This window comes from Enterobacter sp. RHBSTW-00975, from assembly GCF_013615235.1.
Classification (GTDB): Bacteria; Pseudomonadota; Gammaproteobacteria; order Enterobacterales; family Enterobacteriaceae; genus Enterobacter; species Enterobacter ludwigii.
The window spans coordinates 18,429-34,697 of sequence record NZ_CP055884.1 but is presented as its reverse complement, the minus strand read 5'-3'; the positions used below and the strand labels follow the sequence as shown (position 1 = coordinate 34,697).

General features: G+C 55.0%; 18 protein-coding genes and 1 pseudogene. 15 read left to right on the top strand and 4 right to left on the bottom strand.

Features of this window, described 5'->3' with window-relative positions; translation table 11 throughout:
• Window positions 1-4 precede the first annotated feature (4 nt).
• The 6 genes from pcoB (at window position 5) to HV340_RS23360 (ending at window position 5,031) form a co-directional block, all read left to right on the top strand.
• Window positions 5-895, top strand: a complete 891-nt coding sequence (pcoB, locus tag HV340_RS23385; protein WP_001378118.1) for a copper resistance outer membrane transporter PcoB — start codon at window positions 5-7, stop codon at window positions 893-895.
• Between the two features lie 39 nt (window positions 896-934).
• A complete protein-coding gene (gene pcoC / locus HV340_RS23380; RefSeq protein WP_000025662.1) occupies window positions 935-1,315 on the top strand; it encodes a copper resistance system metallochaperone PcoC in 381 nt (126 codons plus the stop codon).
• Window positions 1,316-1,370: 55 nt separating this feature from the next.
• Window positions 1,371-2,249 carry a copper resistance inner membrane protein PcoD gene (pcoD, locus tag HV340_RS23375; RefSeq protein WP_080821469.1) on the top strand — a complete coding sequence of 293 codons (879 nt, stop codon included), beginning with the start codon at window positions 1,371-1,373 and terminating at the stop codon, window positions 2,247-2,249.
• Window positions 2,250-2,303: 54 nt separating this feature from the next.
• Window positions 2,304-2,984: a copper response regulator transcription factor PcoR gene (pcoR, locus tag HV340_RS23370; RefSeq protein ID WP_001188930.1), complete on the top strand. Its 681-nt coding sequence runs from the start codon at window positions 2,304-2,306 to the stop codon at window positions 2,982-2,984.
• A complete protein-coding gene (gene pcoS / locus HV340_RS23365; protein ID WP_002436614.1) occupies window positions 2,981-4,381 on the top strand; it encodes a copper resistance membrane spanning protein PcoS in 1,401 nt (466 codons plus the stop codon). Before pcoR ends, pcoS begins: the two co-directional genes overlap by 4 nt.
• Window positions 4,382-4,596: 215 nt before the next feature.
• Window positions 4,597-5,031, top strand: coding sequence for a hypothetical protein (locus HV340_RS23360; RefSeq protein WP_004118347.1), 435 nt, complete (start codon window positions 4,597-4,599; stop codon window positions 5,029-5,031).
• A 74-nt stretch (window positions 5,032-5,105) separates the two neighbouring features.
• Here HV340_RS23360 and HV340_RS24645 read toward each other — a convergent pair whose 3' ends face one another.
• From HV340_RS24645 to HV340_RS23345, 4 genes are all read right to left on the bottom strand, one after another.
• The gene (locus tag HV340_RS24645; RefSeq protein ID WP_305956163.1) at window positions 5,106-5,345 is read right to left on the bottom strand and encodes a hypothetical protein; all 240 of its coding nucleotides are present in this window, start codon (window positions 5,343-5,345) and stop codon (window positions 5,106-5,108) included.
• Entirely contained in the window at window positions 5,327-6,307 is a 981-nt protein-coding gene (locus HV340_RS23355; RefSeq protein ID WP_015065606.1) for an IS5-like element ISKpn26 family transposase, read from the bottom strand. The genes HV340_RS24645 and HV340_RS23355 overlap by 19 nt, the downstream gene beginning before the upstream one ends.
• Window positions 6,308-6,559: 252 nt before the next feature.
• Window positions 6,560-8,091 (bottom strand): IS3-like element ISKpn38 family transposase gene (locus HV340_RS23350; RefSeq protein WP_120785296.1). Its coding sequence is split into 2 segments (ribosomal slippage): window positions 6,560-7,794 and window positions 7,794-8,091, totalling 1,533 coding nucleotides; the frame shifts between segments, so codons are not numbered across the junction.
• 121 nt (window positions 8,092-8,212) lie between these two features.
• On the bottom strand, window positions 8,213-9,181 hold the full coding sequence (locus HV340_RS23345; RefSeq protein ID WP_181216583.1) for an IS5 family transposase: 969 nt from the start codon (window positions 9,179-9,181) through the stop codon (window positions 8,213-8,215).
• A 159-nt stretch (window positions 9,182-9,340) separates the two neighbouring features.
• On the opposite strand from HV340_RS23345, the gene HV340_RS23340 reads away from it, so the two are divergent.
• The 9 genes and pseudogenes from HV340_RS23340 (at window position 9,341) to yfdX1 (ending at window position 16,231) form a co-directional block, all read left to right on the top strand.
• Entirely contained in the window at window positions 9,341-9,604 is a 264-nt protein-coding gene (locus HV340_RS23340; protein WP_001295708.1) for a hypothetical protein, read from the top strand.
• A gap of 221 nt (window positions 9,605-9,825) precedes the next feature.
• Window positions 9,826-10,107, top strand: coding sequence for a helix-turn-helix domain-containing protein (locus HV340_RS23335; RefSeq protein WP_004118205.1), 282 nt, complete (start codon window positions 9,826-9,828; stop codon window positions 10,105-10,107).
• A 34-nt stretch (window positions 10,108-10,141) separates the two neighbouring features.
• Window positions 10,142-10,711 carry a small heat shock protein sHSP20 gene (hsp20, locus tag HV340_RS23330; protein ID WP_000350436.1) on the top strand — a complete coding sequence of 190 codons (570 nt, stop codon included), beginning with the start codon at window positions 10,142-10,144 and terminating at the stop codon, window positions 10,709-10,711.
• A gap of 105 nt (window positions 10,712-10,816) precedes the next feature.
• Window positions 10,817-13,666 carry a heat shock survival AAA family ATPase ClpK gene (gene clpK, locus HV340_RS23325; RefSeq protein WP_004118202.1) on the top strand — a complete coding sequence of 950 codons (2,850 nt, stop codon included), beginning with the start codon at window positions 10,817-10,819 and terminating at the stop codon, window positions 13,664-13,666.
• A complete protein-coding gene (locus HV340_RS23320; protein ID WP_017146640.1) occupies window positions 13,666-13,857 on the top strand; it encodes a hypothetical protein in 192 nt (63 codons plus the stop codon). Before clpK ends, HV340_RS23320 begins: the two co-directional genes overlap by 1 nt.
• Window positions 13,858-13,917: 60 nt before the next feature.
• Window positions 13,918-14,657 (top strand): annotated as a pseudogene (locus tag HV340_RS23315) (ATP-dependent metallopeptidase FtsH/Yme1/Tma family protein); the annotation flags it as partial.
• Complete coding sequence (locus tag HV340_RS23310) at window positions 14,608-14,748, top strand: ATP-dependent metalloprotease FtsH (RefSeq protein WP_023205099.1); 141 nt, start codon at window positions 14,608-14,610, stop codon at window positions 14,746-14,748. The pseudogene HV340_RS23315 and the gene HV340_RS23310, both read left to right, overlap by 50 nt.
• 87 nt (window positions 14,749-14,835) lie before the next feature.
• Window positions 14,836-15,294, top strand: coding sequence for a small heat shock protein sHSP20-GI (gene hsp20-GI / locus HV340_RS23305; protein WP_001275372.1), 459 nt, complete (start codon window positions 14,836-14,838; stop codon window positions 15,292-15,294).
• Between the two features lie 22 nt (window positions 15,295-15,316).
• On the top strand, window positions 15,317-16,231 hold the full coding sequence (gene yfdX1, locus HV340_RS23300) for a heat resistance protein YfdX1 (RefSeq protein WP_023326112.1): 915 nt from the start codon (window positions 15,317-15,319) through the stop codon (window positions 16,229-16,231).
• Window positions 16,232-16,269 lie beyond the last annotated feature (38 nt).

Genomic DNA, 16,269 nt, shown 5'->3' with positions numbered 1-16,269 from the left:
GCGAATGAAGAGAAATTTGAAGGCCATACCTGTTCTGGTCGCCGGTTTGTTTACCTCACAGCTTTCTATTGCGGCGGGCTCCGTCTCTGCAGATCCCCACGCCGGGCACGACATGTCTGCCATGCAGATGCCAGCAGATGAGAATTTCACTGAGATGACGTCAATGGAGCCCATTGTAACTGAGAGCAGAACGCCAATTCCGCCTGTTACCGATGCCGACCGGAAGGCTGCATTCGGCAATTTACAGGGGCATGCGATTCACGACAGTGCGATTAATTATCTGGTTCTGCTGGATCAACTGGAATGGCAACGGTCGGATAACACCAACAATTTCAGCTGGAGTGTTAACAGCTGGATTGGAGGCGACACAGATCGGATTTGGCTAAAGAGTGAAGGTGAACGAAGCAATGGGGAAACGGAGGCGGCTGAAGCGCAGTTACTCTGGGGACATGCGGTTGGCCCATGGTGGGATTTGGTTGCGGGTGTCAGGCAGGATTTCAGACCTGCTTCTGCCCGGACCTGGGCTGCTGTCGGTTTTCAGGGGCTGGCACTCTATAATTTTGAGTCTGAAATTACGGGTTTTGTCAGTAATGGCGGAAAAGCAGCCCTTCGTCTGGGAGGAGAATACGACGTTTTACTGACTAACCGGCTCATACTCCAGCCATCCTATGAGGTGAATTTCTACAGTCAGGATGATGAATCGCGGGGTCGCGGCAGGGGACTGACTGACACAGAGCTGGGGCTCCGGCTGCGCTATGAAATACGCCGTGAGTTTGCACCCTATATAGGCGTTTCCTGGAATCAACTTTACGGGAAAACATCCGATATGGCGAAAAGAGAAGGTGAGAAAGACCATCAGGTAGTATTCCTGGCGGGAGCCAGAATCTGGTTTTAACGCACTGATATAAAACACTCAACTAAACAGGTAAATAAAATGTCGATTTTAAATAAAGCCATTCTTACAGGTGGCCTCGTTATGGGCGTTGCTTTCTCTGCTATGGCCCATCCGGAATTAAAAAGCTCTGTGCCACAGGCTGATTCAGCCGTAGCGGCCCCGGAAAAGATTCAGCTTAATTTCTCGGAAAATCTGACCGTGAAATTCTCAGGTGCAAAATTAACGATGACGGGTATGAAAGGCATGTCATCACATTCTCCGATGCCGGTCGCGGCAAAAGTGGCGCCAGGCGCTGACCCTAAATCGATGGTCATTATTCCGCGAGAGCCTTTACCCGCTGGCACTTATCGTGTTGACTGGCGCGCGGTTTCTTCAGATACGCACCCTATTACCGGTAATTACACCTTTACAGTGAAGTAATATTATGAACGACCTGATTATGATTGTTATTCGTTTTCTTCTTTATCTGGATTTGATGGTAATATTTGGATTGCCATTTTTTCAGATATATGGAATAAGCGGTGTCAGACATGAAACCTATAACCTGACTAATTTCAGGTCGTTTATAACCTTTGCTGTTGTTACAGGCATCATTCTTACTGGCATTAATATGCTCCTGGTATCTAATGCCATGAGTGGAGTAACTGACCTCAGAGAATTATCCATCCATGTTATCGAGATGGTGATAGAAGAAACTGATGTGGGTATTAGCTGGATTGTCAGGCTCTGTGCCCTGTTTACCACACTCGGTGCTTTGTTCCTTTACACTAATAAGAGAGTATTGTCCTGCCTGCTGATGACGATGAGTGGGGGCGTGGCGCTGGCTACACTTGCCTGGGGAGGACACGCCGTTATGCATGACGGTCTGCATTACTATCTCCATTTACTGAGCGATCTGACCCATCTCGGCGCTGCAGGTGCCTGGACAGGTGCTCTGGTTGCATTTGCTATCCTGCTGATGCGCAGAAACGAGCATAATGCACAGAGCGTCATTGTGATATCTGACTCCCTGGCAAAATTTGCCACGGCAGGAACGGTGATTGTTGTAGCCCTGATCCTGAGTGCGCTGGTCAACTATCTGTATATTGCTGAGGGTAACTTAACTCCCTTATTCAACAGTTCCTGGGGGAGGATATTGCTTGCCAAGACGGCTCTGTTTGTTCTGATGCTTCTTCTGGCTGCAGCAAACCGGTTTCACCTGGGTCCCCGGCTTGAAGTTATGGTCAGGGAAGGGAATTATGATCGCAGCGTTGCCCTGATGCGAAACAGCATCCTGACAGAATTCGTTGTTGCGATTATCATTCTGGGCGCCGTAGCGTGGCTTGGAATGCTTGCTCCGTCTCAGATCAGCTAGGGGACAGCCAAAGCTCATGCGTGAGATTTTTACTTTCATATCAGCGAGTTGACCATGCAGCGTATTTTAATCGTTGAAGACGAACAAAAAACAGGTCGTTACCTGCAGCAGGGACTGGTTGAGGAAGGCTATCAGGCCGATCTCTTTAATAATGGCCGCGATGGTCTCGGGGCCGCGTCGAAGGGACAGTATGATTTGATAATACTGGACGTGATGCTGCCTTTCCTCGACGGGTGGCAAATCATCAGCGCACTGAGGGAGTCCGGGCACGAAGAACCGGTCCTGTTTTTAACCGCAAAGGACAACGTGCGGGACAAAGTGAAAGGACTGGAGCTTGGCGCAGATGACTACCTGATTAAGCCCTTTGATTTTACGGAGCTGGTTGCACGTGTAAGAACCCTACTGCGCCGGGCACGCTCGCAGGCCGCAACAGTCTGCACCATCGCCGATATGACCGTTGATATGGTGCGCCGGACCGTGATCCGTTCGGGGAAGAAGATCCATCTCACCGGTAAAGAATACGTTCTGCTTGAGTTGCTGCTGCAACGCACCGGAGAAGTGTTACCCAGGAGTCTTATCTCGTCCCTGGTCTGGAACATGAATTTTGACAGTGATACGAATGTGATTGATGTCGCCGTGAGACGTCTGAGAAGTAAAATTGATGATGACTTTGAGCCAAAACTGATCCATACCGTTCGCGGTGCCGGATATGTCCTGGAGATCAGAGAAGAGTGAGGTTCAAAATTTCCCTGACCACACGCCTGAGCCTGATTTTTTCTGCGGTGATGCTTACGGTATGGTGGTTATCAAGTTTTATCCTGATTAGCACCCTGAATGGCTATTTCGATAATCAGGACCGCGATTTTCTGACAGGTAAACTTCAGCTCACCGAAGAGTTTCTTAAAACAGAGACGTTCAGGAACAAAACGGATATTAAGTCATTATCAGAAAAAATAAACGATGCGATGGTGGGGCACAATGGCTTATTCATTTCTATAAAAAACATGGAAAATGAAAAAATTGTTGAACTCTATGCCAAAAATTCTGTTGTTCCAGCGGTCCTGCTTAATAAGTCGGGTGATATTCTCGACTATATGATCCAGACGGAAGAAAATAACACCGTGTACCGCAGTATCTCGCGGCGGGTTGCCGTGACGCCGGAACAGGGTAAAAGCAAACATGTCATCATTACGGTTGCCACGGATACTGGGTATCACACCCTGTTTATGGACAAACTCAGTACCTGGCTGTTCTGGTTCAATATCGGTCTGGTCTTTATTTCTGTTTTTCTGGGCTGGCTGACCACACGTATTGGTCTGAAACCGCTACGGGAAATGACCAGTCTGGCTTCCTCCATGACCGTACACAGCCTGGATCAGCGTCTAAATCCCGATCTGGCTCCGCCGGAAATCTCTGAGACCATGCAGGAGTTCAATAATATGTTTGATCGCCTGGAGGGGGCATTCCGGAAACTGTCAGATTTCTCGTCTGACATCGCGCATGAGCTGCGCACACCAGTCAGTAATCTGATGATGCAGACGCAGTTTGCACTGGCTAAGGAAAGGGATGTTTCGCATTACCGCGAAATTTTATTCGCTAACCTGGAAGAACTGAAAAGGTTGTCACGAATGACCAGTGACATGCTTTTTCTGGCACGTTCAGAGCATGGTCTGCTGCGGCTGGATAAACATGATGTGGATCTGGCAGCCGAACTGAATGAATTACGTGAGTTGTTCGAGCCCCTGGCAGACGAAACAGGAAAGACAATCACGGTTGAAGGAGAGGGCGTTGTTGCCGGAGACAGCGATATGCTCCGACGTGCTTTCAGTAACCTGCTTTCCAATGCAATCAAGTATTCTCCCGATAACACCTGTACAGCGATACACCTTGAGCGTGACAGTGACTGTGTGAACGTGATGATTACGAATACGATGTCCGGCCAGGTTCCCGCTAATCTGGAACGTTTGTTTGACCGGTTCTATCGCGCAGACTCATCAAGGTTCTACAACACGGAAGGCGCGGGGCTGGGATTATCAATTACAAGGTCGATCATTCATGCTCACGGCGGCGAGCTGTCAGCAGAACAGCAGGGGCGGGAAATTGTGTTCAGTGTGCGTCTGTTAATGGATTAATACCGTTATTCAGGAGAAACCCGGAAGGTGACAAAAATGTCATCGTTCAGTCACGCGATAAACAGAGGCGGTTTTTTATAATCAGCCATAAATCAGGACAGCGTGATAATTCAATCGCCCGGTTCCTGGCGTGATGATCAACCAGCCCTGAGATCAAATGCTTTCTCTGTTATAAGCATTGATTGTTCGGGTATGAAAACACCGGAGACCCAACCATGAAAAAGATCCTTGTATCCTTTATTGCCATGATGGCTGTCGCTTCATCTGCCTGGGCTGCAGAGACAATGAACATGCATGACCAGGTAAATAATGCCCAGGCGCCTGCCCATCAGATGCAATCATCCGCTGAAAAAAGTGCAGTTCAGGGGGAGAGCATGAAAATGATGGATATGAGCGGTCACGATCAGGCCGCAATGTCCCATGAAATGATGCAAAACGGCAATTCTGCCGCCCATCAGGACATGGCTGAAATGCATAAAAAAATGATGAAAGCCAAACCTGAGAACACCCAAGAAACTGCTAAGCCATTTTCCGAAATGAGCGAGCATGAGAAAGCCGCTGTTGTGCATGAGAAGGCGAATAATGGCCAGTCTTCCGTTATTCATCAGCAACAGGCGGAAAAGCATCGCAGCCAGATCACCCAGAATTAACCCGCATCTCCACTTGTCAGACCCTCATTTGACGCCGAAGTCACTGGCTTACGCTCCCGTCCGGGAGCGTTTTTTTATAAGCGAAATGAATAATAATGAAAGAGTCCATACACAATGTTTTTTTTGGTCATGTCGACCTCACAATTAAGGAAGGTGCGAATAAGCAGGTCATTTCTTCCCAAGCTGACTCGCTGATTAAAATTTCGCGGATCTGGGCCGATTTTTTTCCCGCAAACACATCGAATCAGCCTATTTAGGCTATTTTTTCCACCATTTCTGGCGTTATTTCCGGTTTTTACTGAGATCTCTCCCACTGACGTATCATTTGGTCCACCCGAAACAGGTTGGCCAGGGTGAATAACATCGCCAGTTGGTTATCGTTTTTCAGCAGCCCCCTGTATCTGGCTTTCACGAAGCCGAACAGCCGCTTGATGATGCGAAACGGGTGCTCCACCTTGGCACGGATGCTGGCTTTCATATATTCGATGTTGATGGCCGTTTTGTTCTTGCGCGGATGCTGCTTCAAGGTTTTTACCTTGCCGGGACGCTCGGCGATCAGCCAGTCCACATCCACCTCGGCCAGCTCCTCGCGCTGTGGCGCTCCTTGGTAGCCGGCATCGGCTGAGACAAATTGCTCCTCTCCATGAAGCAGATTACCCAGCTGATTGAGGTCATGCTCGTTGGCCGCGGTGGTGACTAGGCTGTGGGTCAGGCCACTCTTGGCATCGACACCAATGTGGGCCTTCACGCCAAAGTGCCACTGATTGCCTTTCTTGGTCTGATGCATCTCCGGATCGCGTTGCTGCTCTTTGTTCTTGGTAGAGCTGGGTGCCTCAATGATGGTGGCATCCACCAAAGTGCCTTGGGTCATCATGACGCCTGCTTCGGCCAGCCAGCGATTGATGGTCTTGAACAGTTGACGGGCCAGTTGATGCTGCTCGAGCAGGTGGCGGAAATTCATGATGGTGGTGCGATCCGGCAGGGCGCTATCCAGGGATAATCGGGCAAACAGGCGCATGGAGGCGATTTCGTACAGGGCATCTTCCATGGCACCGTCGCTCAGGTTGTACCAATGCTGCATGCAGTGAATACGCAGCATGGTCTCCAGCGGATAGGGCCGTCGGCCATTGCCCGCCTTGGGATAAAACGGCTCGATGACAGCGGTCATATTCTGCCATGGCAGAATCTGCTCCATGCGGGAGAGGAAAATCTCTTTTCGGGTCTGACGGCGCTTAGTGCTGAATTCACTATCGGCGAAGGTGAGTTGATGGCTCATGATGTCCCTCTGGGATGCGCTCCGGATGAATATGATGATCTCATATCAGGAACTTGTTCGCACCTTCCCTAAAATCTAATTTTACCATTAGGTTATAGGCTGTCTCCACATGAATTTACTTCTGCAATCTACTGAGTATTGGAGGACATTTGAACTTTGCCCTGCTCCGGACATCTGAACTTGGCCTTGACAGGCTTTGTTATAACCATTTAGTAATGTCACTTTTGGGGCTGCGGATGTTTTCCTGGACTGTTATGTTGTGATCCCAAGATGCTGCCGGTACTTCACAGGACTCATTGCACCTAATGATAGCTTGATACGTTTCTCATTATACCAGCGTATGTACCTGTCCAGGAAGCAGATAAATTTTTCCAGCGTGATACCCGCCCAGTCTCTGCCATAGAACATTTCGTTTTTGATACGCCCGAAGAAGCCTTCACACGCAGCATTATCCGACGAGCATCCTTTGCGCGACATGGACCTTATAAGTCCGGAGGTGTTGATACGCTCAAGCCAGCCCGGCCACCGGTAATGGCCACCACGATCGCTGTGTATCACCGGTTTATCATGTTCGCTGAGCGTATCGAGTGCGTCATCGAGCATCGTATTCACCAGCGTCGCGTCCGGGCGTGTTCCTATCGACCAGCTTACAACCTGGCCATCAAAGCAGTCGATAACCGGCGACAGATAGACTTTTCCAGCCGGAAGCTGGAACTCCGTAATATCGGTCAGCCACTTCTCATTTGGCCTGCAGGAACTAAAATCCCGGGCGAGTAAATTTTCCGGTGCCGGACCGATTTCGCCACAGTAAGAGTTATATCGTCGTCGCCTGGTGCGCTTAACAACGAGCTGCTCTTCTGCCATCAGTCTGCGGACAACCTTTTCAGAAATAACTCTGTTGTTACTGCGAAGCATCGCGTGAAGGCGCCGGTAGCCGTAACAGCGGTAATTCTCCTCAAAGATATCGGCCATGATCACGCGTATTTCCGCATACTTATCGTACAGACGTTTGCTGGCTTTGTGGTAAAAATAACAGCTGCGGGCAAGTTGCAGAACGCTTAGCAACTCAGCAACGGGGTACTTTTTCTTAAGGGCATCAACTATCAGGGTTTTCTCCCTGTTTTTCAGTTTCAGAAAGCTGACGCCCAGATCTTTTTTTATCAGTTCATTCGCCTTTGTCAGTATGTCACGTTCGAGCTGCAGCTGATGAACCTGCTTCCTGAGACGCTGGATTTCACCGAGTAAAGTATCCTGATTTTTATCCTGAGGGGCTGCCTTTCGTTTGCGCATGGATTGATAAGCCTCGTCACTGATAAGGTCTTTCTTCCATTTGTACAGGACCGGGACGCTGACGCCTATGCTTTGTGCAACTTTACGCGCGGTTCCACGTCGGTTACAGAGCTCCCGGACGGCCTGAGACCTCTCTTCCGGGCTGAAGCATTTGCTTGTGCCTGAGCGAATGACCAGGGGACGCGCATTTGGGTAAACTCTTCAATCCAGCGCTTTAGAATTTCGTTACTGGGGTAGCCGATGGCTCGGCGAGTGTACGACAGGCAACCACCGTGAGTAAGATAATGCTCAACAGCAGCAATTTTCTGTGTACGTGAATAGCGTTCTCTTGGTTTTAATTCCCTGGGTAAATCGCCCTTCTCTTCATAAATCCGAACCCAACGGCCCAGCTGTTTTGTGGAAGGATATCCCAGCTCCATGACGACAACGGAGGCTTTCTTTCCGTACCGGTAATAGAGTTCGACGGCCCGAATCCGGTCCTCGTATGAATGCATAAATTAACTCCTGAAGGTCCAGGAATTTGTCCGCACTTCCTTGTGGCTCATTAGGAATGTCCATGGGCTTTGTTGAATAAATCAGATTTCGGGTAAGTCTCCCCCGTAGCGGGTTGTGTTTTCAGGCAATACGCACGCTTTCAGGCATACCTGCTTTCGTCATTTTGTTCAGCGCTCGTACCAGGGCCATAGCCTCTGCAACCTGACCATCGTAGTCACGCAGTGTCAGTGAACCTCCGAACAGCTGTTTTACCCGGTACATCGCCGTTTCCGCTATCGAGCGACGGTTATAATCTGTTGTCCATTTCCACCGCGCATTACTCCCGGTCAGCCGCTGATTCGCAACAGCACGGTTACGGTCTGCATATTCACCGGGCCAGTAACCCGCGCCTTTTCGGGGCGGGATAAGCGCGCTGATTTTCTTACGCCGCAGTTCATCGTGACAGAGCCGGGTGTCGTAAGCGCCGTGTGCCGATGCTGCCCTGATTTTTCTGTGAGTCTGCCGGATAAGACCCGGGAAGGCTTCTGAGTCCGTCACATTGTTCAGCGACAGGTCTGCACAGATGATTTCATGTGTGTTGCTGTCAACTGCCAGATGCAACTTTCGCCATATACGACGGCGTTCTTTGCCGTGTTTTTTGACTTTCCATTCGCCTTCACCAAAGACCTTCAGCCCGGTGGAATCAATCACCAGATGCGCGATTTCACCTCGGGTGAACGTTTTAAAACTGACATTAACCGACTTTGCGCGCTTGCTGACACTGGTGTAATCCGGGCAGCGCAACGGAACATTCATCAGTGTAAAAATGGAATCAATAAAACCCTGTGCAGCCCGCAGGGTCAACCTGAACACGCGTTTAATGACCAGAACGGTGGTGATGGCGAGATCATAATAGCGCTGAGGTCTTCCCCGTGATGAAGGCGTTGCCGACTCATACCAGGCCTGAATAGGTTCATCATCCAGCCAGAAAGTTATGGAGCCACGGTTGATGAGGGCTTTATTGTAGGTGGGCCAGTTGGTGATTTTGAACTTTTGCTTTGCCACGGAACGGTCTGCGTTGTCGGGAAGATGCGTGATCTGATCCTTCAACTCAGCAAAAGTTCGATTTATTCAACAAAGCCGCATTGAGGCTGTAGCCCAAGGCGATGTTTGCGATGGAGGCACCGGGTTCAGAACACTCCTGAATGACCTGAGCCTTGAAAGATTTGCTGTAGGTACGGCGCTGAGGGCGCATGGAAAATCCGCTTGATGGGCCATGGCCTTCGGCGGCGGTGTCGGGAAGGTGTGTTGGCCGGACGGATACTGTTGAACTACGTTGTCTGGGGCAACGGAAGTGTTTCGGCCCGACTCTGGAACGCGATCCGCAGCGACGACTGGGCAATTCCGCACGTTGGCCTGAGCAGCCTCGGGGAAATCGTCGTCTGGGCGCGCCCAGACGAGTTTCCGCCAAGGAACATGCAGACGAGCAAGGGGCTGCGGGCACTCGGCTACAACGTGAGGATCGGTGTTTGATCGAGGCGCCTGTGGTACACGCAGGCTGACGAGCCAGGCGCTGTCCATTGCCTGATCAGACCGCCCCGCTGCGCCTTGCCTGAGCAGTTGACCTGCATCAATGGGGCGGGAGAACGCTGCACATTGATTCTTGAAGTTATTCATAGTAGGTCTAATATTACAAAGTATTGCAAGGATTTCCTTGGCCGGAACCGCAAAGCGACGCGATTGGAGAGGGTGAGATGAAAGCGCACCTACAGGTGATTTTCACGCTCGATGAATTGGCTGCGTACTTGAAAGTCGGCAAGCGGACGATTTATCGGCTCGCCGCACACGGGGAAATTCCGGCTTTCAAGGTGGGCGGGACGTGGCGGCTTCGTCAAAGTGAAATCGATCAGTGCATCAATGATCAGACCCGAGCCGGAGCAAAGAAGGAGGTGATGCGCAAGCGTGAACAGCAGAAGTCATCCGAGCAGCCCGTGTCGCCTGGGCGCACTGCCCGTCGCAGCAGGCAAAGGGCTTGAGTAACTCGTTTTCCAATTTTTCTGGAGGTATGACATGGACATCGATTTCAAGAAGTTGGCTCCCTGGAACTGGTTCAAGAACGAGCAGCAAGAGCAGCAGACCGCCTCTTCCCTGCCGGTGCAGCGCAATGACCTGCCAGCGGCGAGCGGGCCAGTCAGCCCGATCCTGCAACTGCATCGGGAAATCGACCGGCTGTTCGATGACGCATTCCGGGGCTTCGGTTTTCCGGCGTTGAACATGCCGCAGTGGCCATCCGATTGGTCGGGCATGCTGAAGCCGGCCCTGGACATCCAGGAAACCGACAAGCAGTACAAGATTACCCTGGAAGTGCCCGGTGTCGAGGAGAAGGACATCCAGATAACTCTCGACAACGACGTGCTGATGGTGCGTGGCGAGAAGCGCCAGGAACAGGAGAAGAAGGAAGGTGGCTTCCACCGTGTGGAGCGCTCCTACGGCAGCTTTCAGCGTGCCTTGAACCTGCCTGACGACGCCAACCAGGATTCGATCAAGGCATCGTTCAAGAACGGGGTGCTCACGGTCACGATCGACAAGCGCGAGGTCAGCGCGCCGAAGCAGGGACGCTCGATCCCGATCAACGGCTGACGTCGCCGGCTCGTTCGTCACAAGAAAAACCCGGCACGAGACGAGGAGTCGCGGCTCGCGATGCCTCGTCGCCTCAACCTTTTCAACCTTCTCAGGAGCATCAGCATGGCCAGAAAACAATGCCAGGTCTGCGGCCAACCCGCCACCGTGCGGGTGGAAGCCAATCTCAACGGTCGTAACAGCACCATGCTGTTGTGCGACGACCATTACCGGCAATTAGTGCGCCAGCAAAAGCGCACCGTTTCGCCGCTGGAAGCCTTGTTCGGCTCGCGCAGCGGCCTGTTCGAGGACTTCCTCGGCAGTGACTTCTTCCGCATCGGCGAAGACGCGACGCCAGTTGCCGCCGATACCGATGACGTGGTCGATGCCTCGTTTGGCGAGCCCGCCACCGCAGGTTCGGGTGCGCCGCGCCGTCGCGGCAGTGGGTTGGCCAGCCGCATCAGCGAACAGTCGGAAGCCTTGCTGCAGGAGGCCGCCAAACACGCTGCCGAATTTGGCCGCTCCGAGGTGGATACCGAACATCTGCTGCTGGCGCTGGCCGACAGCGACGTGGTCAAGACCATCCTGGGTCAGTTCAAGATCAAGGTCGATGACCTCAAGCGGCAGATCGAGTCTGAGGCCAAGCGCGGGGACAAGCCCTTCGAGGGCGAGATCGGCGTGTCGCCGCGCGTGAAGGATGCGCTCAGCCGCGCCTTCGTGGCCTCCAATGAACTCGGCCATTCTTATGTCGGTCCAGAGCATTTCCTGATCGGTCTGGCCGAGGAAGGCGAAGGGCTGGCCGCCAACCTGCTGCGCCGCTACGGCCTGACGCCGCAGGCGCTGCGCCAACAGGTCAGCAAGGTGGTCGGCAAGGGCGCCGAGGATGGCCGCGCTGAGACGCCGACCAACACGCCAGAACTCGACAAGTACTCGCGCGACCTGACCAAGATGGCGCGCGACGGCAAGCTCGACCCGGTGATCGGCCGCGCGCAGGAGATCGAAACCACCATCGAGGTGCTGGCCCGGCGCAAGAAGAACAACCCGGTGCTGATCGGCGAGCCGGGTGTGGGCAAGACCGCCATCGTCGAAGGGCTGGCGCAGCGCATGGTGGCGGGTGAAGTGCCCGAGACCTTGCGCGACAAGCGCCTGGTGGAACTCAACATCAACGCCATGGTGGCCGGCGCCAAATATCGCGGCGAGTTCGAGGAGCGCGTGCAGAAGGTGCTGAAGGAGGTGACCGAGCACCAGGGCGAGCTGATTTTGTTCATCGACGAGGTGCACACCATCGTCGGTGCCGGCCAGGGCGGTGGCGAAGGCGGGCTGGACGTGGCCAACGTGTTCAAACCGATGATGGCGCGCGGTGAACTCAACCTGATCGGCGCCACGACGCTGAACGAGTACCAGAAATACATCGAGAAGGATGCCGCACTGGAGCGGCGCTTCCAGCCGGTGACGGTGCCCGAGCCGACGGTGGCCCAGACCATCATGATTCTGCGCGGCCTGCGCGACACCTTCGAGGCGCACCACAAGGTCAGCATCTCCGAGGACGCGATCATCGCGGCGGCCGAGTTGTCCGACCGCTACATCACGGCGCGCTTCCTGCCGGACAAGGCGATCGACCTGCTCGACCAGGCGGCCGCGCGCGTGAAGCTGTCGGCCACGGCCCGGCCGGTGGCCGTGCAGGAGCTGGAGTCCGAACTGCACCAGCTACGGCGTGAACAGGATTACGTGGCCGCGCGCAAGCAGTACGACCAGGCCGCCGAGCTCGGCAAGCGCATCGAAGCCAAGGAGGCCGAGCTCAAGAAGCTCGTCGAGGACTGGGAGCGGGAGCGGGCCTCCGGCAGTGCCGAGGTCAAGGCGGAACACGTGGCGCAGGTTGTCTCGCGCCTGACCGGCATCCCGGTCAACGAGTTGACGGTGGAAGAGCGCGAAAAGCTGCTGCACTTGGAACAACGGCTGCACGAGCGCCTGGTGGGACAAGACGAGGCGGTCCGTGCCGTGGCCGATGCCGTGCGGCTATCCCGCGCCGGCCTGCGCGAAGGCAGTAAACCGGTGGCTACCTTCCTGTTTCTGGGCCCGACCGGGGTGGGCAAGACCGAGCTCGCCAAGGCATTGGCCGAATCGATCTACGGCGATGAGCACGCCCTGTTGCGCATCGACATGTCGGAATATGGCGAACGCCATACCGTGGCGCGGCTGGTGGGCGCGCCTCCGGGCTATGTCGGTTACGACGAAGGCGGTCAGCTCACCGAGAAGGTGCGGCGCAAGCCCTACAGCGTGCTGCTGCTCGACGAGATCGAGAAGGCACACCCTGACGTCTACAACATCCTGCTGCAAGTGTTCGACGACGGTCGCCTCACCGACGGCAAGGGCCGGGTGGTGGATTTCACCAACACCATCATCATCGCCACGTCCAACCTGGGTTCGGACATCATCCAGCGACGGCTGAAGGCGCGTGAGGCGGCTGGCGAGGAGTACGAAAAGACCAAGGCCGAGGTCATGGACGTGCTGCGCGGCCACTTCCGGCCCGAGTTCCTCAACCGCATCGACGAGATCATCGTCTTCCATGCGCTGGGCAAGGAGGAGATCCGCCACATCGTCGGCCTGCAGCTCGATCGCGTGGCGCGCAGCGCCGCCAGCCAGGGCGTGACGCTCACTTTCGATCAGACGCTGATCGACCATTTCGCGGAAGAAGGCTACAAGCCCGAGTTCGGTGCGCGTGAACTCAAGCGCCTGATCCGCAGCGAGCTGGAAACTGCGCTGGCGCGCGAGATGCTCGGTGGCGGCATCGGCAAGGGCGATCACGCCAGCGCACGCTGGGACGACAAGGCCGAACGCGTGGTGTTCGAACGCAAAGAGCCACCGCAGACCCCGGCCGAGCCGGAGCAGCCGGATGTCGCGAAGGCGACCGAGACGCCGCACGGCGACGCTGGCAAAGACTCGAGCAAGAAGAAGTCGGCGAGCGACGCATCTTGATGGCGGGCGAGGCTGCCGTGTCCGACTCCATCAGCCTGGCATGGGCAGCCTCCCTGGCATCGATCGCGGTGGCGGTCGTGGCCGCGGGTCACGCGGTCGTCTACAAGCGTGATCCGCGGTCGGCCACGCCGTGGGGGCTGCTCATCAGCGGCGGCACTGCCCTCCCGCTCGCTGGCCATCCGTTTGCGTGACGGTGCGGCCCGTCTGTTCACCTGATCCTCTGGCAACTCGACTTTCGAGGAACACGGTCCATGGAAAAAAAGAATCAATGGAATACCGGCTACTGGATCGTTGCCCTCCTGCTGTTGCTGAGTTTGCAGAGCTACTGGCAGACGGCGAAAACCGTCGAGCCGGTGCCCTACAGCGAGTTCGAGAAGGCGCTGGACGAGGGGCGCGTGGCCGAAGTGCTGGTGTCGGATCGTACGGTGACCGGGCGCCTGAAGTCGCCGGACAGCCGGGGCAAGACGACGATCGTGGCAACGAGGGTCGAACCCGATCTTGCCGATCGCCTGTCGAAGTACGACGTACCCTATGCCCGCGTGTTGGAGAGCACCTGGCTGAGCGATGTGCTGTCGTGGATCCTGCCAGCGGTATCCTTCTTTGGCGTCTGGTTCTTCCTGTTCCGCCGCTTCGCCGAGAAGCAGGGCATGGGCGGGTTTCTCAACATCGGTAAGAGCCGCGCCAAGGTGTTCGTGGAAAAGAACACCGGTGTGACGTTCGCCGATGTGGCGGGGGGGGGGGGATGAGGCCAAGGCGGAGCTGGTCGCGATCGTCGATTTCCTGAAGAATCCGCAGGACTATGGCCGTCTCGGGGCGCGCATTCCCAAGGGCGTGTTGCTGGTCGGCCCACCGGGCACCGGCAAGACATTGCTGGCCAAGGCTGTTGCCGGGTGGCCGAATCGACCCAGGCGCGCATCGATCAGGCTATCCGCGACATCGTGATGGGCGTGTTCGAGCGCGCCTACCGGATTCTCGACATCAACCGCGCGGTGCTGGAGCGCTGTGCGCGCGAGCTGCTGGCGCGGGAAACGCTCGACGAAAGCGATATCCGTCAATTGACTCAAGGACTTGTTCGGAACTGAAAACAGTAGTAGGTGCCATTCAGAGTAAACCGACGGCTCTGTTCAGTGCGTCATCCAATTCGTCGGCATTGTTCAAGGAGAACCGATATGTCTGCATTGACTCCGTGGGACCCCTTCCGGGAACTGGATGAATTGCAAAACCGCCTGGCGACGATGTTCGGACGAATACCCCAGCGACAGGGCGCCCGTACCGGCAACGAAGCCATGACCACGGCGGACTGGGCTCCAATGGCGGACATCAGCGAGGATGAGAACGCATTCCTCCTCAAGCTGGATCTGCCGGAGGTCCCCAAGGATGCCGTGCGCGTCAGCGCGGAAAACGGTGTGCTCACCATCAGCGGCGAGCGCAAACTGGAAAAAGAGGAGCAGGGCAAGAAGTTCCACCGCATCGAACGTGCGTATGGCCGCTTTGTGCGCAGCTTTGTCTTGCCTGACAACGTTGATCCGACCAAGGTGACGGCTTCCATGAAAGACGGCGTGCTGGAAGTGCGGCTTGTCAAGGCCGAGCAAGCCAAACCGAAACAGATTGAAATCTCAGTCAACTAACTTCAATCAGGAGCCCAAGATCATGAATATCAAACAGCCACAATACACCTTCTCCGCACTTGCCCTGGCGGTCGTCGTCGGACTGAGCGGACCGGCTCTGGCCCAATCGGCGGCAGGTTCTAGCCCAGGTGCTGCAGCACCCTCTGCCGTATCCAAGGCGGCACAGCCACAGGTAGATGACAAGGCCGCCCAGGAAGCCGATAAAAAGCGTGCCGAGCTCACTCAAGACGCCATCACGGCGCTCACCAAGACCCAGGAGGCTTTGACCCTCCTTGATGCAAACAAGACCAAGGAGGCGCTTGCTGCGCTGGAACTGGCCAGCGGAAAGCTGGAACTGGTATTGGCACGCGACGCCAAACTTGCTTTGGCGCCGGTCGATGTACGCGTCATCACCCACGATATCCACGCCAACGTGGAATCGGTAAAGAAAGCGGTCAAGTTGTCTCGGGAGTTGTTGGGTGATGGCGAGGTGCAAAAGGCCCGGCCCATCGTTGCCAATCTGGCCAGCGAAATCGTAATCCAAACCGACAACCTTCCGATGGCAACGTACCCGGCAGCGATCAAGTCGGCCGCACGGCTCATCGACAGCGGCAAGATCGACAACGCCAAAGCGGAACTCGCCCGAGCACTGAACACGCTGGTGGTGACCTCGGTCGCCTTTCCTCTGCCCGTGCTACGGGCCGAAGCCGCGATGGCAAAAGCTGAAAAGCTGGCCGAGACCGACAGGCGCGATGCCAAGCAGAACGAGGAGCTCAGCACCTTGCTGTCGTCCGTGCGCACGGAGATCGAGATGGCGCAGATCCTGGGTTATGGCAAGAAGGCGGACTTCAAACCCATCTTCGATCAGGTGAAGTCCATTGAGCAAAAGTCGGCTGGTGGCAAAAGCGGCAAGGGATGGTTCGACGAGTTGAAGACGCGCATCCAAAAGCTGTTTTGAGGTGATGAAGGGGCTGACTGCTCTGTCGGTCAGTCTCG